21 protein-coding genes are annotated in these 21,382 nt (G+C 73.2%); 14 read left to right on the top strand and 7 right to left on the bottom strand.

From position 1 onward, the window contains the following. Positions 1–6: 6 nt before the first annotated feature. Positions 7–219 carry a DUF1737 domain-containing protein gene (locus B0E54_RS13805; protein ID WP_234583827.1) on the bottom strand — a complete coding sequence of 71 codons (213 nt, stop codon included), beginning with the start codon at positions 217–219 and terminating at the stop codon, positions 7–9. 161 nt (positions 220–380) lie between these two features. On the opposite strand from B0E54_RS13805, the gene B0E54_RS13800 reads away from it, so the two are divergent. Next, positions 381–755 (top strand): DUF805 domain-containing protein, encoded by a 375-nt coding sequence (locus B0E54_RS13800; protein WP_234583826.1) that lies wholly within the window; start codon positions 381–383, stop codon positions 753–755. Between the two features lie 254 nt (positions 756–1,009). Here B0E54_RS13800 and B0E54_RS13795 read toward each other — a convergent pair whose 3' ends face one another. Continuing rightward, on the bottom strand, positions 1,010–3,154 hold the full coding sequence (locus tag B0E54_RS13795; RefSeq protein ID WP_234583824.1) for a prolyl oligopeptidase family serine peptidase: 2,145 nt from the start codon (positions 3,152–3,154) through the stop codon (positions 1,010–1,012). An 86-nt stretch (positions 3,155–3,240) separates the two neighbouring features. Here B0E54_RS13795 and mshB point away from each other — a divergent pair, with 86 nt between their 5' ends. From mshB to B0E54_RS13780, 3 genes are all read left to right on the top strand, one after another. Continuing rightward, entirely contained in the window at positions 3,241–4,167 is a 927-nt protein-coding gene (gene mshB / locus B0E54_RS13790; RefSeq protein ID WP_234583823.1) for an N-acetyl-1-D-myo-inositol-2-amino-2-deoxy-alpha-D-glucopyranoside deacetylase, read from the top strand. A 17-nt stretch (positions 4,168–4,184) separates the two neighbouring features. Then, the gene (locus tag B0E54_RS13785; protein WP_234583822.1) at positions 4,185–4,622 is read left to right on the top strand and encodes a hypothetical protein; all 438 of its coding nucleotides are present in this window, start codon (positions 4,185–4,187) and stop codon (positions 4,620–4,622) included. Positions 4,623–4,701: 79 nt separating this feature from the next. Beyond that, positions 4,702–5,166 carry a hypothetical protein gene (locus B0E54_RS13780; RefSeq protein WP_234583821.1) on the top strand — a complete coding sequence of 155 codons (465 nt, stop codon included), beginning with the start codon at positions 4,702–4,704 and terminating at the stop codon, positions 5,164–5,166. A gap of 103 nt (positions 5,167–5,269) precedes the next feature. Here the strand turns inward: B0E54_RS13780 and B0E54_RS13775 are convergent, their stop codons facing one another. Beyond that, positions 5,270–6,331, bottom strand: a complete 1,062-nt coding sequence (locus B0E54_RS13775) for a GNAT family N-acetyltransferase (protein ID WP_234583820.1) — start codon at positions 6,329–6,331, stop codon at positions 5,270–5,272. A gap of 79 nt (positions 6,332–6,410) precedes the next feature. Between B0E54_RS13775 and fdxA the strand changes: the two genes are divergently transcribed. The 5 genes from fdxA to B0E54_RS13750 are packed head-to-tail and all read left to right on the top strand — an operon-like array spanning position 6,411 to position 10,190. Beyond that, the gene (fdxA, locus tag B0E54_RS13770) at positions 6,411–6,737 is read left to right on the top strand and encodes a ferredoxin (RefSeq protein WP_091422126.1); all 327 of its coding nucleotides are present in this window, start codon (positions 6,411–6,413) and stop codon (positions 6,735–6,737) included. Further along, on the top strand, positions 6,734–7,840 hold the full coding sequence (dapC, locus tag B0E54_RS13765) for a succinyldiaminopimelate transaminase (RefSeq protein ID WP_305076130.1): 1,107 nt from the start codon (positions 6,734–6,736) through the stop codon (positions 7,838–7,840). Before fdxA ends, dapC begins: the two co-directional genes overlap by 4 nt. A gap of 16 nt (positions 7,841–7,856) precedes the next feature. Further along, positions 7,857–8,885, top strand: coding sequence for a prephenate dehydrogenase/arogenate dehydrogenase family protein (locus B0E54_RS13760; RefSeq protein WP_234583819.1), 1,029 nt, complete (start codon positions 7,857–7,859; stop codon positions 8,883–8,885). Positions 8,886–8,895: 10 nt separating this feature from the next. Beyond that, a complete protein-coding gene (locus B0E54_RS13755) occupies positions 8,896–9,543 on the top strand; it encodes an SIMPL domain-containing protein (protein WP_234583818.1) in 648 nt (215 codons plus the stop codon). Continuing rightward, a complete protein-coding gene (locus B0E54_RS13750; RefSeq protein WP_234583817.1) occupies positions 9,543–10,190 on the top strand; it encodes a nucleoside/nucleotide kinase family protein in 648 nt (215 codons plus the stop codon). The genes B0E54_RS13755 and B0E54_RS13750 overlap by 1 nt, the downstream gene beginning before the upstream one ends. A 10-nt stretch (positions 10,191–10,200) precedes the next feature. On the opposite strand, the gene B0E54_RS13745 is transcribed toward B0E54_RS13750, so the two are convergent. Together B0E54_RS13745 and B0E54_RS13740 are read right to left on the bottom strand one after the other, a co-directional pair. Beyond that, on the bottom strand, positions 10,201–10,836 hold the full coding sequence (locus B0E54_RS13745) for a dihydrofolate reductase family protein (RefSeq protein ID WP_234583816.1): 636 nt from the start codon (positions 10,834–10,836) through the stop codon (positions 10,201–10,203). 9 nt (positions 10,837–10,845) lie between these two features. Next, complete coding sequence (locus tag B0E54_RS13740; protein WP_234583815.1) at positions 10,846–11,403, bottom strand: sugar O-acetyltransferase; 558 nt, start codon at positions 11,401–11,403, stop codon at positions 10,846–10,848. Between the two features lie 158 nt (positions 11,404–11,561). Here B0E54_RS13740 and B0E54_RS13735 point away from each other — a divergent pair, with 158 nt between their 5' ends. Beyond that, complete coding sequence (locus tag B0E54_RS13735; protein WP_234583814.1) at positions 11,562–14,867, top strand: S8 family serine peptidase; 3,306 nt, start codon at positions 11,562–11,564, stop codon at positions 14,865–14,867. Between the two features lie 51 nt (positions 14,868–14,918). On the opposite strand, the gene dapD is transcribed toward B0E54_RS13735, so the two are convergent. Next, positions 14,919–15,878, bottom strand: coding sequence for a 2,3,4,5-tetrahydropyridine-2,6-dicarboxylate N-succinyltransferase (gene dapD / locus B0E54_RS13730; protein ID WP_234583812.1), 960 nt, complete (start codon positions 15,876–15,878; stop codon positions 14,919–14,921). Between the two features lie 78 nt (positions 15,879–15,956). Here dapD and dapE point away from each other — a divergent pair, with 78 nt between their 5' ends. Then, entirely contained in the window at positions 15,957–17,030 is a 1,074-nt protein-coding gene (gene dapE / locus B0E54_RS13725) for a succinyl-diaminopimelate desuccinylase (RefSeq protein WP_234583811.1), read from the top strand. A gap of 62 nt (positions 17,031–17,092) precedes the next feature. Here the strand turns inward: dapE and B0E54_RS13720 are convergent, their stop codons facing one another. Next, positions 17,093–17,263 (bottom strand): hypothetical protein, encoded by a 171-nt coding sequence (locus B0E54_RS13720; RefSeq protein ID WP_234583810.1) that lies wholly within the window; start codon positions 17,261–17,263, stop codon positions 17,093–17,095. Between the two features lie 154 nt (positions 17,264–17,417). Between B0E54_RS13720 and B0E54_RS13715 the strand changes: the two genes are divergently transcribed. The 3 genes from B0E54_RS13715 to B0E54_RS13705 form a co-directional block, all read left to right on the top strand. Continuing rightward, positions 17,418–18,281, top strand: a complete 864-nt coding sequence (locus B0E54_RS13715; protein ID WP_234583808.1) for a TIGR00730 family Rossman fold protein — start codon at positions 17,418–17,420, stop codon at positions 18,279–18,281. Continuing rightward, positions 18,281–18,826, top strand: a complete 546-nt coding sequence (locus B0E54_RS13710; RefSeq protein WP_234583807.1) for a TIGR00730 family Rossman fold protein — start codon at positions 18,281–18,283, stop codon at positions 18,824–18,826. The genes B0E54_RS13715 and B0E54_RS13710 overlap by 1 nt, the downstream gene beginning before the upstream one ends. A gap of 125 nt (positions 18,827–18,951) precedes the next feature. Further along, the coding region (locus B0E54_RS13705) for an ATP-dependent helicase (protein WP_234583806.1) at positions 18,952–21,382 on the top strand (2,431 nt) is incomplete at its 3' end.

Below are 21,382 nucleotides of genomic sequence, written 5' to 3'. Positions count from 1 at the left end.
GTCGCACTATCCGGCGTTGCCAGTGGCCGCCTCCGGGCCGACGGAGCGCGGCAGCACCACCGCCTGGGCGGCGATGACGCGTTCGCCGTCGAAGGTCAGCGCCGGCGAGCCGTGCAGCCGATAGCCCTGATCGAGGAGCGCGCTGACGCGGGCGCAGAATTCGGCGTCATCTCGTCCGGTGATGAGGCGGTAGCCGAGTGGCTTCGTGAGGTCCGACATCGTCGCATTGTCCCTGCCCGGCGACCCAAGCCGCGCCCCGGCTGGTTTTGTGGGCGCTGCGGCTACTGCGCCTCGGCCGCTCGGCCGTTGACCCCGTCACATCGATCTGTTTGGCTGCCTTCGCGATGACCTTGAAAGCCCCTCACAAACGGGAGATAGTCATGTCATTCGGTGCCGCCATCAAATCGGTCTTCAGTCAGTACGTCGGTTTCACGGGTCGGGCCCGCCGGTCTGAGTACTGGTGGTTCGCCCTGTTCTCCGTCCTCGTCGGTATTATCGCGGCCATTCTGGACAGCGCTCTCGGATTGACCTTCGTGGACGGTTCGACGAGCGGTGTCATCGGTCTTATCGCCTCCCTGGTGCTGCTGCTGCCGACGCTCGCTGTCGCGGTGCGGCGCCTGCACGACACCGACCGGACGGGGTGGTGGGTGCTGATCGGCCTGGTGCCGCTCGTGGGCGCCATCGTCCTGATCGTGTTCTTCGTGCAGGACGGCACGCCCGGAGCCAACCGTTTCGGCCCCAGCCCCAAGGGCTGACCGCTTTCCGCGCCACACCGCGCGCGGATCCGAGACCGGGCAGGAAGGTCCCCTTTCGACAGGGCTGTCGGAAGGGGACCTTCGTCGTCGTGGGCCTGCGGCGCACACCGTCGATGACGACGTCGCCGCTTTCGGTCGAGAAAGTCGTGGATTATCGGCGCGGCGACGTCGAGCTTGTCTTCCAGCAGGAAGTGGCCGGTGTCGATCAGGTGCAATTCGGCCGACGGCAGGTCGCGCCGATAGGGGTGCACCGCCTACCGCAGGTGGGTGCGGAGGAAGTCCAACTCCAGCGGCAGCAGCCGCTCGGCGGTGCCGTTCGCGGCCATGTGGGTGGCGCCGGTCAGCGGCAGCACGGCGTGCGGGCGGCCGGTGCTCAGCAGGGCCGCGGAGAGCCGGAGCGTGTGCGCGGCCACCACGTTGTCGTCGGCCAGGCCGTGCACCAGCAGCAACGGGCGGGCCTGGTCCGGCCCGGTGACCGGCTCCGCGGCCAACTCGATCAGCGAGTGGTGCGCGTACACGTCCATGCCGTCCTCCGGCAGGCCGAGATAACGCTCGGTGTACGCGCTGTCGTACAGCGCCCAGTCGGTCACCGGTGCGCCCGCGATCCCGCACTTGAACAGCTCCGGGTGGCGCAACACCGCCAACCCGGCCAGCCACCCGCCGAACGACCAGCCGCGCACCCCCACCCGGCCCAGGTCCAGGTCCGGATGCTTGCCGGCGAGCGCGGTCAGCGCGTCGATCTGGTCAGTCAGGATCACGTCGGCGACCCGCCGGTGGATCGCCTTCTCGAACGACGGCGCCACGCCCGGCGTACCCCGGTTGTCGATCGTGACCACCGCGAACCCGGCGTCGGCCCACCACTGCCGCTCCAGCCACGCGGCCCGGGCCGCCACCACCTCCTGGTGTCCCGGACCGCCGTAGATGTCCAGCAGCACCGGCAGCCGCCGACCCGTCACATGGTTGTCGGGGTAGAGCACCGCCGCCGGCAGCCGCCGGTCGGTCACCCGCTCCAGCAGGGGCAGCGGAGAGTACGGCGGGTTGGCGGCCAGTGACCGCAGCTCGGCCAGCTCCTGCCCGCCGCGCGACACCGTCCACCGCGCCCCGGCGTGATCCAGCGAGGCGGTCCCCACCACCAGGACGTCCCCGCCGACGGCAGCGGTGTGCCAGCCCGAGTCGGTGGTGAGCCGCCGGGCGTCCACCCCGCCCCCGATTGTCGTACGGACCCGGAACAGGTGCCGCTCGCTCGGCTCGCCGTCACTCGCCTCGACCAGCAGGTCGGCGGGACCGCTGACGGCCGGCAGCCGGCCCACCACCCGCCGCACGTACAGCGACGGGGGAGTGAGCAGGGTGCCGTCGGCGAACAGGCAGCGGGCGTCGTACCCGTCGTGGGCCAGTTCGCCGCCGACCAGCACCCGGCCGTCGGGCAGGTGGGCAGGTGTGCCGGCGATCGGCTCCACCCAGCGCGGATCGGCCAGCTCGGCGTGCACCTGCGTCTCACCGGTGCGCGGGTCCACCGCGAGCACCAGTCCGTGCTGCTGCGAGCGGCGCAGCACGGTGATCAGTGGGTTGCCCTCGCCCCAGCTCACCCCGGTCAGGTACGGGTAGGTCTCGCGGTCCCAGTGCACGTCGACCCAGCCGTCGTCCAGGTCCAGCAGGTGCAGGCTGACCTCGGCGTTCGGGCCGCCGGCCCGGGGGTACGCGACGGCCGTCGGCGGGCTCGCCGGCTCGGCCGGGTCGTGCAGGTGCCAGCGGTCCAGCCGGGACTCGTCCACCCGGGCGGCGAGCACCATCCGCCCGTCCGGGGCCCACCAGTAGCCCCGGTACCTGCCGAACTCCTCAGCCGCGATGTGCTCGGCCAGACCCCAGCTCACTCCGGCGTCCTCGCCGGCCAGCAGGGTGTCCGTGCCATCGGCCTCGATGACGCGCAGCTCACCCCGGCGCACGCCACCGGCCGCGTCGGTGACGTACGCCAGGCGTTCCCCGGTCGGATCCGGTCGAGGATCCAGCACCGGACCGACGGCGGCCACCTCCACCACGTCACCGTGCACCAGATCGGCCCGGAACAGCCGCCCGGCCAGCGCGAACACCGCGATCCGGCCGGCGGCGTCCAACGCGTACGAGCCGATGCCGGCGGCGGTGAGCCGCAGCCGTTCCCGTAGCGCCCGCTCACCGGGGGAGAGCGCCCGCACGTCACCCTCGTCGCCCAGCAGGGTCGCCGGGTCGGCCACCAGGCGTTCCTCGCCGGTCGCCACGTCCAGCAGCCAGAGCGCGTCCGCCGGATCCTCCGGGCCGGCGGAGCGCAGGAAGATCACCCGGGAGCCGTCTTCGGCCACGGAGACGGCGCGCGGCGCACCGTGGCTGAACCGGCGGGTGCGGGCGGCCAGCTCCGGAAAGTCCACAGGCCAAATCGTAGAGCCGCGCCGGGCGTGATGTGGCCGACCTGGGCGGACGCGTCGACGACCCCGGGAGAGAACCGCCAGTTAGAGTGACCGTCGTGACGACGTTGCCCGACCGCCGCCTGCTGCTGGTCCACGCGCACCCCGACGACGAGTCGATCGGCACCGGCTCGACCATGGCCCACTACGCCGCCGCCGGCGCACACGTCACGCTGGTGACCTGCACCCTCGGCGAGGAGGGCGAGATCCACGTACCGGCCCTCGCGCAGCTCGCCGCCGCCGAGGCCGACCAGCTCGGCGGGTACCGGATCGCCGAGCTGGCCGCCGCCTGCGCTGCGCTCGGCGTCAGCGACCACCGTTTCCTCGGTGGCGCCGGCCGCTACCGCGACTCGGGGATGATGGGCCTCGCGACGAACGACCACCCCCGCGCCTTCTGGCAGGCCGACCTCGACGAGGCCGCCGGGCACCTGGTGGAGGTCATGCGGGAGGTACGCCCCCAGGTGCTGATCACGTACGACCCGAACGGCTTCTACGGTCACCCCGACCACATCCAGGCGCACCGGGTGGCGATGCGCGCCGTCGAGCTGGCCGCCGTCGAGGGCTGCGCCCCGGCGAAGGTCTACTGGACGGCGATGCCGCTCAGCGTGCTGGAGGCCGGCATGGCGCACTTCGCCGAATCCTCGGACAACCCGTTCGCCGGCATCCAGGACCTGGCCGAGCTGCCCTTCGGCACCCCGGACGACCAGATCGCCGCCCGGATCGACGGCACCGACCAGCACGCGGCCAAGGAGGCGGCGATGCGGGCGCACGCCACCCAGATCCCGGCCACCTCCTGGCTCTACTCGATCGCCGGCAACTTCGGGGGCGAGTTCATGGGCGTGGAGTTCTTCACCCTCGCGGTCGGTGCGAAGGGCCCGGGCGTCGGCCCGTACGGCTGGGAGGACGACCTCTTCGCCGGGCTGCCCTCGGAGGTTCCCGTGGACCGGTCCCCGCTCGCGGCGGCCGGTCTCCGGTGACGCTCCCCGCCGCGCCGATGTCGGTAGTGAACGACCAGGACACCCCGCCCGAGGCGGGGCCACCGCCGCGACTGCTGGACCTGGGTCTGCGGCTGGCCGGCGCGGTCGTCGTGATGGTGGCGGGGGTCGTGACCGGTGTGCTGGAGCTGCTGCTCGCCACCCTCCGGGTCGGTGGGCAGCTCATCGGGGTCTCGGCACTGCTCGCCGTCGGCGCCAACATCGTGCTGAGCTGGTTCGCGCACGAGGCGGTCGGCCGTCGCTGGGCGGTGGCGCTGCCGGCGGTGCCGTGGTTCGCCCTGATGGCGGTGGCCGCCATCCGCACCACCGAGGGCGATCTGCTGCTGGCCGGCGACAACTGGGTCGGCCTGGCGATGATCGTGGCCGGCGCCATGACGTTCGCCGTGATGGGTTTCCGGCAGATCCTCGCCCCGCCGCCCACGCTCGGTCGTTGGTGACGCCACACAGGTACGGGTGGTAGATATTCCTGCCAGGGATGTGGCCCCGCAGACGGGGCGTACGGCAGGAGGTCGTGCGATGGACAGACGGTGGCGGACCATCGGGGTGCTCGCGGGAGGGCTGTTCGCGGTCAACCTGGTCGCCCGGCTGGTCACCCGGTTCGCTTTCGACGGTGACGACGCCGCGGCCGACCGGGTGTCGCTGGCGATGTTCGTGGTGATCGGATTGACAATGGCCGCGATCGCCTTCCGCTGGGGACGCGTGCGGCCGCTGGCCGTGTGGGCGGGCGACGTGGCGGTCGTGGTGCTGGTGGCCATGGCCCTGACCGTGCTGGTCGGCCCGCTGGTGGTCGGTCACAACCCGTTCGCCGACGGCGCGGGCACGTTCTTCGCCCAGATCTGGCTCTACCTGCTCGCCACCGGCCTCGGGACCATGATCGGATACCTGGTGGCGACCGCCCTCGGTCTCGACCACCGCTCTCAGCAGCTCAAGCGGTACGCCGAGGTCAAGGCGGCCAAGCCCCGCCGCGTGGTCCGCCGCTGACGCCCCCGCCGATCTTGCACTTTCGGTCGTCGATACGGGCGGAATGCCCCAGTGCGCCGCGGCAGGAAGTGCAAGATCGGCGAACGGGGAGGGTGCGGGTCGGTCAGGCTGGGGCTACCCGGGTCAGGTAGGTGTGGTGGGTGGTGAAGCCGAGCGTCCGGTAGAGCGCCACCGCAGCGGCGTTGTGCTGCTCCACCTGGAGGAACGCGTGTGTCGCGCCGGCAGTGGCGCCCCAGGCGGCCAGCTCGCCGATCACGCGGCGGGCCAGCCCCTGCCGACGTAGCGCCGGCAGCACCTCGATCAGGCTGAGGCCCAACCAGCGGCCCTCGCCGGTCACCGTGCCCCGGCCGATCGCCACCAGCGTGCCGTCGACGTACCCGTGGGCGAACCGGACCTGGTCCACCGCGGTGAGCACGTGTCGGGCGGCGTCCGGCAGACCACCCTTGCGGCCGGCGGCGACCGCGAGCCAGTCCGCGCTCGGCGCGGTCACCACCTCGACGACCACACCGCCCGGCTCGTCGACCGCGATGCCCGGCCGGCCGAGCTCGGAACGCTGCGCACCGACGCCAACGCGCGGCCCGCCGACGGTCCCGCCCGGCTCGGCCGTCGACACGCCCGGGATACGGGCGGCGGGCGTCGCCAGGGGGAGCGGCGCGGTCTGTACGAGTGTCGGCGGGCGGCTGTCCCAGCCGCGTTCGTCCAGCTCGGCGCCGACCGGCGCGGCGAGCGGCAACGGCGTGTTGATCATCGCCGGCCGGCCCCGGTCGGCGTACCAGAGCTCGACCGCGTCCACCGCCGCCGGCAGCGGTCGGTCCGGATCGCCGATCGGCAGTGCCGAGTTGGCCCGGCCGGTCCAACCCTCGGCCGAGCGCAGCAGCCAGTCGCCGAGCCGGCCGCGCGTCGGCGCCGGCCAGGCCTCGTCGGCGGCCCGTTCGAGCGCCACCACCGCGGCGGCGGTCGGCCGGCGGGTCGGCGGCACCCGCTTGGCCCGGTGCACCTGCGCCACCGGAACCCGCAGCGGGCCCTGCGCCGTGGCGAGGGTGAGATGAGTCTCGCTCAACTCCACCAGCTCGCCGAGGGCGTCAGAAAACAGCGGGCGGCCTTCGCGAATCCCCACAATCCGGCGGACCACGATCCGGTGTCCCACATCCTGCTGTCGGAGCACGATCGACCCCCTCCCCGGCGAGATACTAGGCTCTTACCGTCGCGGGAGATCGCGGCGCGTCTTGCGGAGGAGAAGACCGGTGACCTACATCATCGCCGAGCCGTGCGTGGATGTGCTCGACAAGGCATGCATCGAGGAGTGCCCGGTCGACTGCATTTACGAGGGCAATCGGATGCTCTACATCCACCCCGACGAGTGCGTCGACTGTGGTGCCTGTGAGCCGGTCTGCCCGGTGGAGGCGATCTTCTACGAGGACGACGTCCCCGAGCAGTGGAAGGACTACACCGGCGCGAACTACGAGTTCTTCGAGGAGCTCGGCTCGCCCGGCGGCGCCTCGAAGATCGGCAAGGTGGAGAAGGACGCCACCTTCGTCGCCGCGCAGCCGCCGCGCGGCGAGGGCCACTGAACCGGCCCGCGCCGGTTTCGGCACGGCTGCCCGAGTTCACCTGGGACACCCTGGACGCCGCGGCCACGCTGGCCGCGGCGCATCCGGAGGGCCTGATCAACCTCTCCATGGGCACGCCTGTCGACCCGGTTCCGGCGGTGATCCGGCAGGCGTTGGCGGACGCGTCCAACGCCCCGGGTTATCCGCTGACCGCCGGCACCCCGGCGCTGCGCGACGCGATAGCGGCGTGGGTCGCCCGGGCCTGTGGCGCTGGCGTCGACGGTCTCGGCGTCCTGCCGACCATCGGCTCCAAGGAGCTGGTCGCCTGGCTGCCGACCCTGCTCGGCATCGGTCCCGGCGACGTGGTGGTCGTGCCGTCGATCGCCTACCCGACGTACGAGGACGGGGCCCGGCTGGCCGGCGCGACAGTGGTCCGCGCCGACTCGCTCACCGCTGTCGGGCCGACCTCGCGCGTCCGGCTGGTCTGGGTCAACTCGCCAGGTAACCCGACCGGGCGGGTGCTGCCCGCGGCGCATCTGCGCAAGGTCGTGGGCTGGGCCCGGGAGCGCGGCGCGGTGGTCGCCAGCGACGAGTGCTACCTGCCGCTGGGCTGGTCGGCCGAGCCGGTGTCGGTGCTGTCGCCGGAGGTCTGCGGCGGCGACCACACCGGGGTGCTCGCCGTGCACTCGCTGTCCAAGCGGTCCAACCTCGCCGGCTACCGGGCGGGGTTCGTGGCCGGCGATCCGGCTCTCGTCGCCGAGCTGTTGAAGGTCCGCAAGCACGCTGGCATGATCGTGCCCGCGCCGGTGCAGGCCGCGATGGTGGCCGCCCTGCAGGACGAGGAGCACGCCGTCGAGCAGCGGGAGCGCTACCGCGCCCGGCGCGAGGTGCTGTCCGCCGCCTTCACCGGCGCCGGCTTCACGATCGAGCACTCGGAGGCGGGCCTCTACCTCTGGCTCACCCGCGACGAGGACTGCTGGGAGACTGTCGACTGGCTGGCCCGGCGCGGCATCCTGGTCGCTGCCGGTGTCTTCTACGGCCCCTCCGCCCAGCGGTACGTCCGGGTGGCGCTGACCGAGTCCGACGAGCACGTCGCAGCGGTCGCCGGCCGGCTGCGGGCCTGACCCCGGGCGGCCGGCCATGACCGACGGCGGCACCGGACGGTACGCCAACGTCCGCGCGGCGGTGCTCGGCACCGGCCTGATCGGTGGCTCGCTGCTGCTGCGTCTCGCCGACGCCGGCCTCGACGTCGCCGGGTGGGATCCGGACCCGGCGACGCGGGAACGGGCCCGGGAGCGCGGGGTCTCGGCCCCGGCCACGGTCGAGCAGGCCGTCGCCGGCCGGGACATGGTCTTCCTCTGCGGTCCGCTGCCCACCCTGCCCCGGACGCTGGCCCAGGTGGCCGACCTGACCGCGCCGGGATGTGTGCTCACCGACGTCGGCAGCACCAAGGTCGAGGTGGCCGCGGCCGCCGACCGGCTGGGGCTCACCGACCGTTTCGTACCCGGGCACCCGATGGCGGGCGCGGAGTCCGCAGGCCTGACGGCGGCCTCCCCGACGCTGCTCACCGGTGCGGCCTGGGTGCTCTGCCCGGCGACGGGTGCCGCGACACTCGCCTTCCGCTGGCTGACCGGGCTGCTGGTGGAGCTGTTCGAGGCCCGGGTGGTGCCGATGTCCGCGCCGGCGCACGACTCGGTGGCCGCGCTCGCGTCGCACGTGCCGCACCTGTTGGCCGGCGCGTTGGCCGGGGCGGTGCAGCGGTCGCCACTGCGTGACGCCGTGCTGGCGCTGGCCGCGGGCAGCTTCTCCGACGGCACCCGGGTCGCCGGCACGCCGGCCGAGCGGACGGCGAACATGCTGCTCGGCAACCGCGAACGGGTCCTGCACGAGCTGGCCGAGGTCCGGGTGCTGCTGGACGAGCTGGCCGGCGCGCTGCGGGCCGGCGACGCGCCCGCGCTCACCGCCGGGTACGCGCAGGCCGGCGCGGCGCGGTCGGCGTTGCGGGGCCGCCGGTTCGCCCCGGCGGACCGCGAGTTCCCGGCCGGCGGCGACCATGCCGTCGAGGTGGCCTGGCTGCGCGGGTTGGGCGACGCCGGCGGCCACCTGACGGGCTGCCGGATCGGCTCGGACGTCGTCTCCTACCCGGCGTGGCTGCCGGTGCCTGACTAGGCTGGCAGGCATGGCGACGGACGGCCCGGTTGTGCAGGTGCGTGGCGAGGCGACCCGGGAGGTGCCGCCCGAGTTGGCGCGGTTCGCGGTCACCGTGACGGCGCGCGCCCGGGACCGGGAGGCGACGCTGACGCAGCTCGCCGAGCGGGCGGCCGCCGTCCGGGTGCTGCTGGACGCCTCGGAGCCGGCGGTGGCCCGGCGGGAGGCTGGCGACCTGTGGGTCCGGCCGCAGACCAAGCGCTCAGGTGAGCGTGTCGTGGGCTGGCTCGGCAGCGTCACCACGACGGTCACCGTCACCGACTTCACCGCTCTGGGCGAGCTGATGCTCCGGCTGGCCGACCAGGACCAGGTCGAGGTGGCCGGCCCCTGGTGGGAGCTGCGCCCGGACAGCCCGGCGTACCGCGAGGCGCGGCACGCCGCGATCAACGACGCGCTGCTGCGCGCCCGGGAGTACGCCGAGGCGCTCGGCGCCCGCGTCACCGCGTTGATCGAGCTGGCCGACTCGGGTCCGGGGGACCGGCCGATGTTCGCCCGCGCGGCCTTCGACGTCGGGGGCGCCGGCGGCGGGGCACCCGAGCTGGAGCTGGATCCGCGGCCGCAGACCGTGCAGGCGGCGGTGCAGGCCCGGTTCACGATCAGCGATCCGGTGCTGGGCTGATGCCGCCGGCCCGGGTGCTGGCCGTCGAGGAGTTGGTGGCGCGGGCGCGGTCACTTGCCGACGCCGGCCCGCGGCAACTGCTCGGCATCACCGGGGCGCCCGGTGCCGGCAAGTCCACCCTGGCCGAGCGGATCGTCGCCGAGGTCGGGCCGAGCGCCCGGCTGGTGCCGATGGACGGCTTCCACCTGGCCCAGTCGGAGCTGGTCCGGTTGGGCCGCGCCGACCGCAAGGGCGCGGTCGACACCTTCGACGCCAACGGGTACGTGTCACTGCTGCGCCGGTTGCGCCGGCTGGAGCCGACCTCGGTGTACGCGCCGGAGTTCCGCCGCGAGATCGAGGAGCCGGTCGCCGGGGCGATCGAGGTGCCGCCGTCGGTGCGCCTGGTGGTGACCGAGGGCAACTATCTGCTGGTGCCGGACTTTCCGTGGCAGGAGGTCCGGACGCTGCTGCACGAGGCGTGGTTCCTCGACCTGGACGTCGAGCTGCGCCAGCGCCGGTTGACCGCTCGGCACGAGGCGTACGGGCGGTCACCGGAGCAGGCGCGGGCCTGGGCGTTGGGCAGCGACGAGGCCAACGCGACCCGCGTCGTCCCCACTGCCGACCGGGCCGACCTGGTGGTCCGCCTGCCCGACCCGCCGGTGACCTGAACGACAGTCGTCACTGCTCGCCGCGGTCGTCGCGGGTCATGTCCCCGGTGGTGGGCGTTCCCTCATCGAGCCGGTACCGCAGGAGCACCGCGCCCTTGGCGGAGGTGGCGGGCGGCTCGACGAGGGTCAGGTTGGCCGGTACGGCCCCGCCGTCGAACACCTTCTTGCCGACGCCCAGCACGATCGGGAAGATCCACAGGTTGAGCCGGTCGAAGAGGCGTTCGCGCAGGAGCGTCTGGACCAGGTTCAGGCTCCCGATCACGTGGATCTTCTCGTGCCTGTCCCGCAGCTCGCGCACGGCGCTGCCCAGGTCGGGGCCCAGCTGGGTCGAGCCGGCCCAGCTCAGATCCGGGTTGCCCCGCGAGGCGACGTACTTCGGGATGCGGTTGAACAGGGTGGCGATGTCGCCGTCGACCCCCTCGCCCTGCTTCGGCCAGTAGCCGGCGAAGATGTCGTACGTCCGGCGGCCCAGCAGCAGCGCGTCCATGCCCCGCATGCCCTCCATGACCTGCTGGCCGCCCGTCTCGTCGAACAGCGGCGCCTGCCAGCCTCCGTACGGGAAGCCCTCCGGGTCCTCGTCGGGACCACCCGGAGCCTGACCGACCAGGTCGAGTGTCGCGAACAGGTCGATGTGGATCGTTCCCATGCTGGTCTCCTAGTCGAGGTCGCGGACCGGTCGGGCCGGGTTGCCGACCGCGACCACGTTCGCGGGCAGGTCGCGGGTCACCACCGCTCCGGCGCCGACGACGGTGTTCGCGCCGATCGTCACTCCCGCGAGCACTATCGCGCCGCCGCCGAGCCACACATTGTCGCCGATGGTGATCGGTTTGGCGGCCTCCCACTTGTCGCGGCGCGGGTCGGGTTCCACCGGGTGGGTCGGGGTGAGGAGCTGCACGTTCGGTCCGACCTGGACGTCCGCGCCGAGGGTGATCGCCGCGACGTCGAGGAAGACCGCGTTGTAGTTGACGAAGCTGCGGGGGCCGATCCGGATCTGCCGGCCGTAGTCGCAGTAGAACGGTGGACGGATCCAGGTGCCCTCACCGAGCTCGCCGAGCAGGTCGCGCAGGGCCGCGAGTCGCTGCGCCGGATCCGCCGCAGGGCTGGTGTTGAAGCGTTCCATCAACCGGGCGGCCCGGTCCAGGTCGGCGATGAGCTCGGGATCGTCGGCGAGGTAGGGCTCACCCGCGAGCATCTTGTCCTTCATGGAGGTCACCCGGTCGATGATGCCCGCTGACCTGCCATCCGTTGGCAGGTCCGTCATATTTCGGCCCTCTTTTATGCATACTCGGTATGCAATACTGTCGGTGGTCAATGCGTCTCTTCTGGTTACAACGCTCCACCAAGGAGGATCCGTTGCATCGACGCAGCAGAATGACCGCAGCCATCGCCGCCGCAGCCCTCGTGCTCGGCACTCCGGTGATCGCCGCGGCTCAACCACCCGCCAGCGCCACCAAGCCCACCAACGCCGCCACGGGCGCCGCGCCGCGCGCCGCGTCCACGACCACAGTCACCCTGCTCACCGGAGACCGGGTCACCGTCACCGACTCCGGGTCCGCCTCCGTACGCCCCGGTCCGGGGCGTACGCACCAGCGGTTCATCACCACCCGTGACCGTGGCCACCTCACGGTGCTGCCGCAGGACGCCCTGCCCCTGGTTCGCGCCGGCCGGGTCGACAGGCGGTTGTTCGACGTGACCGGGCTGATCGACGCCGGCTACGACGACGCCCGCCGCAACGCTCTGCCGGTGCTGGTCACCGGCGACGCGGGCGCCCGGAAACGCTCCGCGGCGCCGGCCGGGCTGACCGTCACGGCGGAGTTGCCGGCCATCGGCGGGTTCGCCGCGACCGCCGACAAGCAGCAGGTCACCACGGTCTGGGCGGCGCTGACCGGCGCCGGTGCCCGGGTCGGCACGGCGGGGGGCGCCGACCGGATCTGGCTCGACGGCCGTCGTCAGGTCACCCTCGACCACAGCGTGCCGCAGATCGGCGCCCCGGCCGCGTACGAGGCCGGCTTCACCGGTCGGGGCGTCCGCGTGGCGGTGCTGGACACCGGGATCGACGCCAGCCACCCCGACCTGAGCGGTCGGATCGCCGAGGCGCGGAACTTCACCGAGGCCACCGACACCGACGACACCGTCGGCCACGGCACGCACGTCGCCTCGATCATCGCGGGTAGTGGCGCCGCCTCCGGTGGCAAGTACCACGGTGTCGCTCCGGACGCCACGCTGCTCAACGGCAAGGTCTGCGAGGAGGGCGGCTGCATGGAGTCGGCGATCCTGGCCGGCATGCAGTGGGCGGCCGCCGACCAGCACGCCGATGTGATCAACATGAGCCTGGGCGGCACCGACACACCCGACGTCGACCCGTTGGAGGCGGCCGTCGAGTCGCTGACCGCGCAGACCGGCGCGCTCTTCGTCCTCTCCGCCGGCAACGACGGCACGGACGGCTCGGTCGGCTCGCCGGGCAGCGCCGAAGCGGGGCTCACCGTCGGCGCGGTGGACCGCGACGACGCCCTTGCCGACTTCTCCAGCCGTGGCCCGAGGGTGGGCGACGGCGGGCTGAAGCCGGACCTGACCGCCCCGGGGGTCGACATCGTCGCCGCCCGTGCCAAGGGCGCGCAGATCGGTGAGCCGGTGGGGGAGGGATACCTCGCGCTCTCCGGCACCTCGATGGCCGCGCCGCACGTCACCGGCGCGGTGGCGCTGCTCGCCCAGCAGCACACGGGTTGGGCGGCGGCCCAGCTCAAGGCGACCCTGATGGCCTCGGCCAAGCCGCACCCGGAGCAGACCGCCTTCCAGCAGGGCGCCGGCCGGGTCGACGTGGCCCATGCGATCACCGAGCGGGTGACCAGCACCCCGGTCAGCGTTTCGTTCGGCCAGCCGGCCTGGCCGCACGACGACGACACCCCGGTCGCCCGGCAGGTCGACTGGCACAACGACGGTCCGGCCCCCCTCACCCTCGACCTGACCCTGGAGGTGACCGGCCCGGACGGCCAACCGGCTCCGGCCGGCATGTTCTCCCTCGGGGCGGGCCAGGTCACCGTGCCCGCCGGCGGCACGGCGGGCACCACTGTCACAGTGGACACCCGCATCGGGACGGACGGCTACTGGACCGGCCGCATCGTGGCCCGCTCCGGCGCCGCCGTGGCGGTCACCCCGATAGCGGTGAACCGGGAGGTGGAGAGCTACCAGCTCACCGTCCGGCACCTCGACGAAGGCGGCGCGGTCGCCGAGGGGTTCATCACCACGCTGATCAGGCTGGACACCCTCGAGAGCCGCGACCTGTACGACTCGGACGGCACCGTCGAGGTACGCGTGCCGAAGGGCCGCTACGCGCTGGCCAGCATCGTCTTCACCGGGGACACCGGGGCGGCCCAACTGGCCCAGCCGGAGCTGGTGTTCGACGGGGACACCACAGTCACCGTCGACGCCCGCAAGGCACGGCCGGTGCGGACGACCATCCCGGAGCGGACGGCAGTACCGGACCTGGTGGAGATCGGCGCGAATTTCATCGGCGCGGACGACAGGTCCTACGGCTTCGGTCTGCTCGGGTTGGACTTCACCGGGCTGTCCACCGGGCACCTCGGCCGGGTGGTCTCCGGCGCACGGTTCTTCGGCACGGTGAGCAGCCAGTGGCGCAAGCCGGAGGTGGCCAGCAGCCCCTACCTGTACGCGCTCAGCGAGAAGATCCCCGGGAGGATGCCGACTGGTTTCGACAAGACCTACCGCGCTCGGGACCTGGCCACGGTCACCCACGAGTTCCGGGGTGGCTACCCCGGCCTGCTCTCCGAGCGGGTGGTCTTCCCGCACCTCGAACCGGACCTGGGTGGCTGGGCTACGGTCCTGCCCACCGCCGTGCCCGGGCAACGCGTCGAGCACTACAACACCAACGGTCTGCGCTGGTCCTCCGAGCTGACGTTCGGCGTACCCACCGACGAGGGGTGGCTCGACACGAAGGCGGTGCTGGAGGCCGAACCGAAGGCGTACCGGGCCGGCCGGCACGTCCGGGAGACCTGGAACAGCGCGCCGTACGGGCCGTCCTTCCCCGCGCCGCGCTGGCCGGGCCAGGGCGTCACCCGCCTCGGTGACGAGATCCTGGTGAGCCTTCCGCTGCACAGCGACGCCGACGGCCACGCCGGCGGGTCGATCACGGACGCCGGCCGGACCGCCCTCTACCGCGACGGCGTCCTGGTCGACGAGCTGACCGAGCCGGGTTACGGCCAGTTCACGGTGCCGCCCGGTGTCGCGAACTACCGGCTGGAGGTGTCGGCGAAGCGCAGCTTCACCGACCTGAGCACCGAGGTCGGGGCGACGTGGACGTTCCGGTCCGGGCACGTGCCCGGCGACGACTACCGGCCACTGCAGGTGTCGGCGATCCGGTTCGCGCCTCCGCTGGACGGGAACAACGCCGCGGCGGCCGGTCGGAGTCTGGTCATTCCGGTGCAGGTGCAGTCGCAGCCCGGTGTCCCCGGATCGCGCGTGACCGGGCTGCGGGTGGACGTCTCCTACGACGGCGGGCGTACCTGGCAACCCGCCCGGGTCCGGCACGGCGGCCACGGCTGGACGGCCACCGTCCGGCATCGGGCGGCACCCGGCCACGTGTCCCTGCGGGCGACCGCTCGGGACGCCGCCGGCAACACGGTGACCGAACGGATCATCCAGGCGTACCGGTTGCGCTGAGGCGTACCCCCGCCGGGTCCGCGGCCGGGTGCCGCGGACCCGGCGGGGACGTCAGTCGTTGGCGTGCAGCGCGGCGTTCAGTTCGATGCCCCGGCCGGTGCGCGGGCGGGCCTCCAGCGCGCCGGTCACCGAGTTGCGCCAGAACAGCAGGCCGTCGACGCCGGACAGCTCGCGGGCCTTGACCACCCGGCCGTCCGGCAGGGTGACCTTCGAACCGGCCGTGACGTAGCAGCCGGCCTCGACCACGCAGTCGTCGCCCAGCGAGATGCCGATGCCGGCGTTCGCGCCGACCAGGCTCCGCTCACCGATGCGGACCTTGTCGGTGCCGCCGCCGGAGAGGGTGCCCATGATCGACGCGCCCGCGCCCACGTCGGAGCCGTCGCCGACCACCACGCCCTGCACGATCCGCCCCTCGACCATCGAGGTGCCGAGGGTGCCGGCGTTGAAGTTGCAGAAGCCCTCGTGCATCACCGTCGTGCCGGCGGCCAGGTGCGCGCCGAGGCGGACCCGGTCCGCGTCGGCGATCCGCACGCCGGAGGGCACCACGTAGTCGGTCATCCGGGGGAACTTGTCCACCCCGTACACCGCCAGGTGCCGGCCGGCGGCCCGCTCGATCACCCGCAGCTCGTCCACCCGCTCCGGCGGGCACGGCCCGGCGGACGTCCAGGCCACATTGGCGAGCTTGCCGAAGATGCCGTCGAGGTTGAGCTGGTTGGGCCGCACCAGGCGGTGCGACAGCAGGTGCAACCGGAGGTACGCGTCGGAGGCGTCCTTGATCGGGTCGTCCAGCGAGCCGATCACGGTGACCACCTGCTCGGTACGCAGACCGGGCAGCGCCCGGTCGCCCAGCGCGCCCGGCGGCAGGTCCAGCACGTCCGACTCGCCCTCGCCGGCGACCAGCGGCAGCTCACCCAGGCCCAGCTTGCCGGTCGGATACCAGGTGTCGAGCACCTGCCCGTCGGCGGTGACGGTGGCCAGGCCGATGCCCCAGGCGGAATCTGCGGACGTCACTGTTGCACCTCTCGGTCGCGGCCAGGCCGGCCTCGGCTCGCTCCTCACGCTGACAGACCTGAAGGTACCGTGCGAACCATGGAGAACCCGCTGACCCCCGAGGTCCTCGCCGATCCGGTGCAGCTGACCCGCGTACTGGTCGACATAGAGTCCGTGTCCCTCAACGAGAAGGCCATCGCCGACTTCGTCGAGGAGGTGCTGCGGGGCGTACCGCACCTGTCCACGCACCGGCACGGCAACACCGTGATGGCCCGCACCGACCTCGGCCGGTCGCAGCGCGTCGTGCTCGCCGGTCACCTGGACACGGTGCCGCTGAACAACAACTTCCCGTCGACCATGCGCGGCGACCTGATGTACGGCTGCGGAACCTCCGACATGAAATCCGGCGTCGCGTACGCCCTGCACCTCGCCGTGACGCTGCCCAATCCGCGCTACGACGTGACGTACTTCTTCTACGAGGCCGAGGAGATCGAGTCGCGCTACAACGGGCTCAACCTCGTCGCGCAGGCGTTCCCGGAGTGGCTGGAGGCGGACTTCGCGGTGCTGCTGGAGCCGACGTACGGCATCGTCGAGGCGGGCTGCCAGGGCACCATGCGGTCGGTGGTCACCACGACCGGCGTACGCGCCCACTCGGCGCGCTCCTGGCACGGCGTGAACGCGATCCACGCGGCCGGGGAGGTGCTGCGCCGTCTCCAGACGTACGAGGCACGCCGGGTCACCATCGACGGCTGCGACTACCGCGAGGGCATGAACGCGGTACGGATCAACGGTGGTGTGGCCGGCAACGTGGTCCCGGACCACTGCGAGATCGAGGTCAACTACCGGTTCGCCCCGGACCGCACCCCCGCTGAGGCGGAGGCGCACCTGCGTGAGGTGTTCGACGGCTTCGAGGTGCGGGTGACCGACACCGCGGCGGGTGCCGCCCCGGGGCTGGAGGCGGCCCCGGCGAAGGAGTTCCTGGCGGCGGTCGGCGCCGCGCCGATCGGCAAGCTGGGCTGGACGGATGTGGCCCGGTTCGCGGCGATGGGGATCCCTGCGCTGAACTTCGGCCCGGGCGACCCGAACCTCGCCCACCACCCCGACGAGCACGTCGAGATCAGCAAGATCCGGGACGGCGCGGCGACGCTGCACCGCTGGCTCGCCCCGGCCTGACCTGGTCGGGCCCGTTGCGGGCTCGCCAGTCGGCAGTGTTTCCGGCGATCAAGAGGTTCGCGTCAGCCGGGCCCGTTGTCGGCGGCGCGAACCTCTTGATCGGCTCCGGATCCGGTGGCGGCGGGCGACAGGGCGGGGTCGAGGTCACGGGCGCGGCGGCGCTCGGCCACCACGTCGTGGATCCGTCGCTGCATCTGTCGACGGATCCGGATCATCTCGCTGTTGCTGATCACGCTGTCTCCTCCCCCGAAGGCGCGCGCCCGGGCATACCCGGTATGTGAATAGTAAGACGTACGGGGAAGCCAAATAGTTGCCCTTGATCGCGAACTATTTCTCGGCGTCCCCGCCCCGCACACCCGGCGTGTGCGGCTCCACTACGGTTGCCTCATGAGCCAGAACAACGGGCGGGAGGCCGGCCGCGGCCCGGGGCAGGAGCGGCACCGGGGCGCCGTCACGCTGCGCCGGGGGGCGATCCCGAGCAGCACCGCCGACCAGCGGCTGCTCGACTCGCGTGGGCGCGGGGACTGGAAGACCAGGGACGCCTGGCGGGCGCTGCGCATCCTCTCCGAGTTCGTCGAGGGCTTCGACACCCTCGCCGACCTGCCGCCGGCGGTCAGCGTCTTCGGCTCGGCCCGCAGCGGCCCGGACACGGCCGAGTGCCGGCTCGCCGAGGAGTTGGGTGGCGCGCTCGCGCGGGCCGGTTACGCGGTCATCACCGGGGGTGGCCCGGGAGTGATGGAGGCCGCCAACCGGGGCGCCACCGAGGCCGGCGGGCTCTCCGTCGGGCTCGGCATCGAGCTGCCGTTCGAGCAGGGCATCAACGACTGGGTCGACCTGGCCATCGACTTCCGCTACTTCTTCGCCCGCAAGACCATGTTCGTCAAGTACGCGCAGGCGTTCGTGGTGCTGCCCGGTGGCTTCGGCACCATGGACGAGCTGTTCGAGGCGCTCACCCTCGTGCAGACCGGCAAGGTCACCCGGTTCCCGGTCGTGCTGATGGGTGTTGCCTACTGGCAGGGACTGCTGGACTGGCTGCGCGACACCATGGCCGCCAGCGGCAAGATCGGCCCGGTCGACCTGGACCTGATCTGCCTCACCGACGACGTCAACGCGGCCGTCCGCCACATCGTCGAGGCCGAGGCGGCGCTCTCCGTCGAGCAGGAGGCGGTCCGCGACGAGGCAGTGGCGCGTACCGGCGCCGACCAGCAGGCCGCCGCCGAGCAGGCCCCCGACCGGCCCCGGGAGAGCTGATGGCGGCCGTCTGCGTCTTCTGCGCCTCGTCCCGCACCCTCGACCAACGCTGGCTCGACCTCGCCACGGAGACCGGCGCGGAGCTGGCCCGGCGCGGTCACACGCTGGTCAGCGGCGGCGGTTGCGTCGGCATGATGGGCGCGGTGGTCGACGGCGCGCGGGCCGCCGGCGGGCGCACCGTGGGCGTCATCCCGCAGGCGCTCGTCGATCTGGAGGTCGCCGACCTGGCCTCGGACGAGCTGCTGGTCACCGACTCGATGGCCAGCCGCAAGACCCTGATGATCGACAGGTCGGACGCGTTCCTCGCCCTGCCGGGCGGGCTGGGCACGCTGGACGAGCTGTTCGAGGTCTGGACCACCGCCACCCTCGCCCTGCACACCAAGCCGATGGTGCTGATCGACGCGGACGGCTTCTACCGGCCGCTGCTGGACTGGCTGGCCACCATCACCGACCAGAATTTCCTCAAACCCGCCGGGCGCAATCTGCTGACCGTGGTCGCCACGGTCCCCGAAGCGGTCAAAGCGCTGGAGTCCCACCTACCCTGACTCCGGGTCCCACCCGGTCGGTCATGAGAGGTGGCGGCAGGGCCGTCGGCGTGTCGTGCCGCCACCTCCCATGACCAGCGCGGCTGGGGTGGGTTGGTGTCGTAGGGGGGTGATGGGATTTGGTGATGCAGGCGTACCGGTTGGTGCGGCGGTCCGAGGGGCCGGCGCGAGGGGACGGGGCCGCGCCGGACGGCGGCGTCGCCGTGCCGAGTGGCGACGGTGCCGTCGCCGCTGCGGTCGAGGCCGCCGGCACACCCGGGCCGGCGAGCCTCCGCTGGCGTGTCGATCCCGTCCAGCAGGAGGTCGTCGCGCACACCGACGGGCCGATGCTGGTGCTCGGCGGTCCCGGCACCGGCAAGACCAGCACCCTCGTCGAGGCGGTCGCCGCCCGGGTCTCCGAGGGGGTCGATCCCGAACGGATCCTCGTGCTGACCTTCGGTCGCCGCGGCGCCACCGCGCTGCGCCAACGCATCGAGGCCCGGGTCGCGCAGGACGGCTACCGGGTGCTGCGCGAGCCGCTGGTGCGCACCTTCCCGGCGTACGCCTTCGGGCTGCTGCGCCGGGCCGCCGCCGAACGCGGCGAGCCGTCGCCCCGGCTGCTCACCGGCCCCGAGCAGGATCTGATCATCCGCGAGCTGCTGGACGTGGTGGGCGAGGAGCCCGAGGACGACCCGGTCGGCTGGCCGGACGACCTGCGCCCGGCACTGCGGACCCGGGCCTTCGCCGGCCAGTTGCGCGACCTGCTCATGCGCGCCGCCGAGCGCGGGGTCGGCCCGGCCGACCTGGCCCGGCTGGGCGAGAAGCTCGGCCGCGCCGACTGGCCGGCCGCCGCCCGCTTCCTGCGGGAGTACGTCTCGGTGCTCGCGCTGCGCGACGTCAGCAACCGGGGCTCGATCGCGTACGACCCGGCCGAGCTGGTCCGGGCCGCCACCGGTCTGCTGCGCGACGACGAGGAGCTGCTGGCCGCCGAGCGCCGCCGCCTCGCCCACGTGTACGTCGACGAACTGGCCGACACCGATCCCGCCCAGCTCGAACTGCTCTCGGTCATCGCCGGCGGGGGCAAGTCGCTCGTCGCGTTCGCCGACCCCGACTCCTCCACGTACGCCTTCCGCGGTGCCGACCCGGCCGGGGTGACCACGTTCGGGCACCGTTTCCGGACGGCCTCCGGCGCACCGGCCGCACAGGTGCTGCTGAGCACGTCGTACCGGGCCGGCCCGGTCCTGCTTTCCGCGATGGCCCAGCTGGGCCGCCGGCTGCGGGGTCCGATGGCGCACCGCCGGCTGCGCCCACTGCCGGACGCCCCGGCCGGTGTGGTCGAGGTGCACACGTTCCGGTCGGCGACCAGCGAGGCCGCCTGGCTGGCTCACGCGCTGCGCGCCGCGCACCTGCTCGACGGCGTCCCGTGGTCGCGGATGGCGGTCCTGGTGCGGTCCACGGCGTTGCAGTTGCCCACCCTGCAACGCGCGCTGCACGGCGCCGGCGTCCCGACCGTGGTGCACGGCGAGGACCTGCCCCTGCACCTGCAACCAGCGGTGGCCCCGCTGCTGCTCCTGCTGCGCTGCGCACTGGAACCGGCCCGGCTCGACGAGGAGGCGGCAGTCGCGCTGCTGCACTCGCCGCTGGGCGGCGCGGACCCGCTCGCCGAACGGCGACTGCGTCAAGGCCTGCGCGCCCTGGCGCTGGCCGGGGGTGACCGCCGCCCGTCCGGGGAGCTGATCGTCGAGGCGCTGCGCGACCCGACGGACCTGGCCGGCATCGACCGGCGGTGGGCGGAGCCGGCGCAGGCGGTGGCCGGGCTGCTCGCCACCGCCCGGGACGCCGCGGCCCAACCCGGCGCGACTGCCGAGACCGTGCTCTGGGAGGTCTGGGACGCCAGTGGGCTGGCCGAACGCTGGGCCGGCGCGATCGCCCAGGGACGGCCGGCGGCCGGGGAGGGCGACCTGGCCCGACGCCGGCGAGCCGAGGCCGCCGACCGGGACCTGGACGCCGTGCTGGTGCTCTTCGACGCGGCGGCCCGCTTCACCGACCGGCTGCCCGGCGCGCGTACCGAGGTCTTCCTCGACCACGTGCTCGCCCAGGACCTGCCGGCGGACACCATCGCGCCGACCGCCGACCGGGGCGCTGCAGTACGACTGCTCACCGCGCACGCCGCGAAGGGCCTGGAGTGGGATCTGGTCGCGATCGCCGGGGTGCAGGAGGGCATCTGGCCGGACCTGCGCCTGCGCGGCAGCCTGCTCGGGTCCGAACGGCTGGTCGACGTGCTCGCCGGCCGGTCCGTCGGCGGGGCCCGGGCGGCGAACGTGGTGGGCCAGACCTCGGCTCTGCTGGACGAGGAGCGCCGACTCTTCCACGTCGCCATCAGCCGTGCCCGCCACCGCCTGCTGGTCAGCGCCGTGGCGTCGGCGGCGGTCGGCGGCGACGACCACGAGGAGCAGCCCAGCCGATTCCTGCACGAACTGGGCCCGAGCACGCCGCCGGGCACGCCCGGCCCACCGACCGCGCCGCCGGGCACACCCGGCCCGCGCACCGGCCCGCCGAGCGGTGGCCCGAGCGCCG

The organism is Micromonospora sp. MH99 (assembly GCF_021442385.1).
Lineage (GTDB): Bacteria > Actinomycetota > Actinomycetes > Mycobacteriales > Micromonosporaceae > Micromonospora.
The sequence above is the reverse complement of the archived record's forward strand: the minus strand, read 5'-3'. Positions and strand labels throughout refer to the sequence as shown.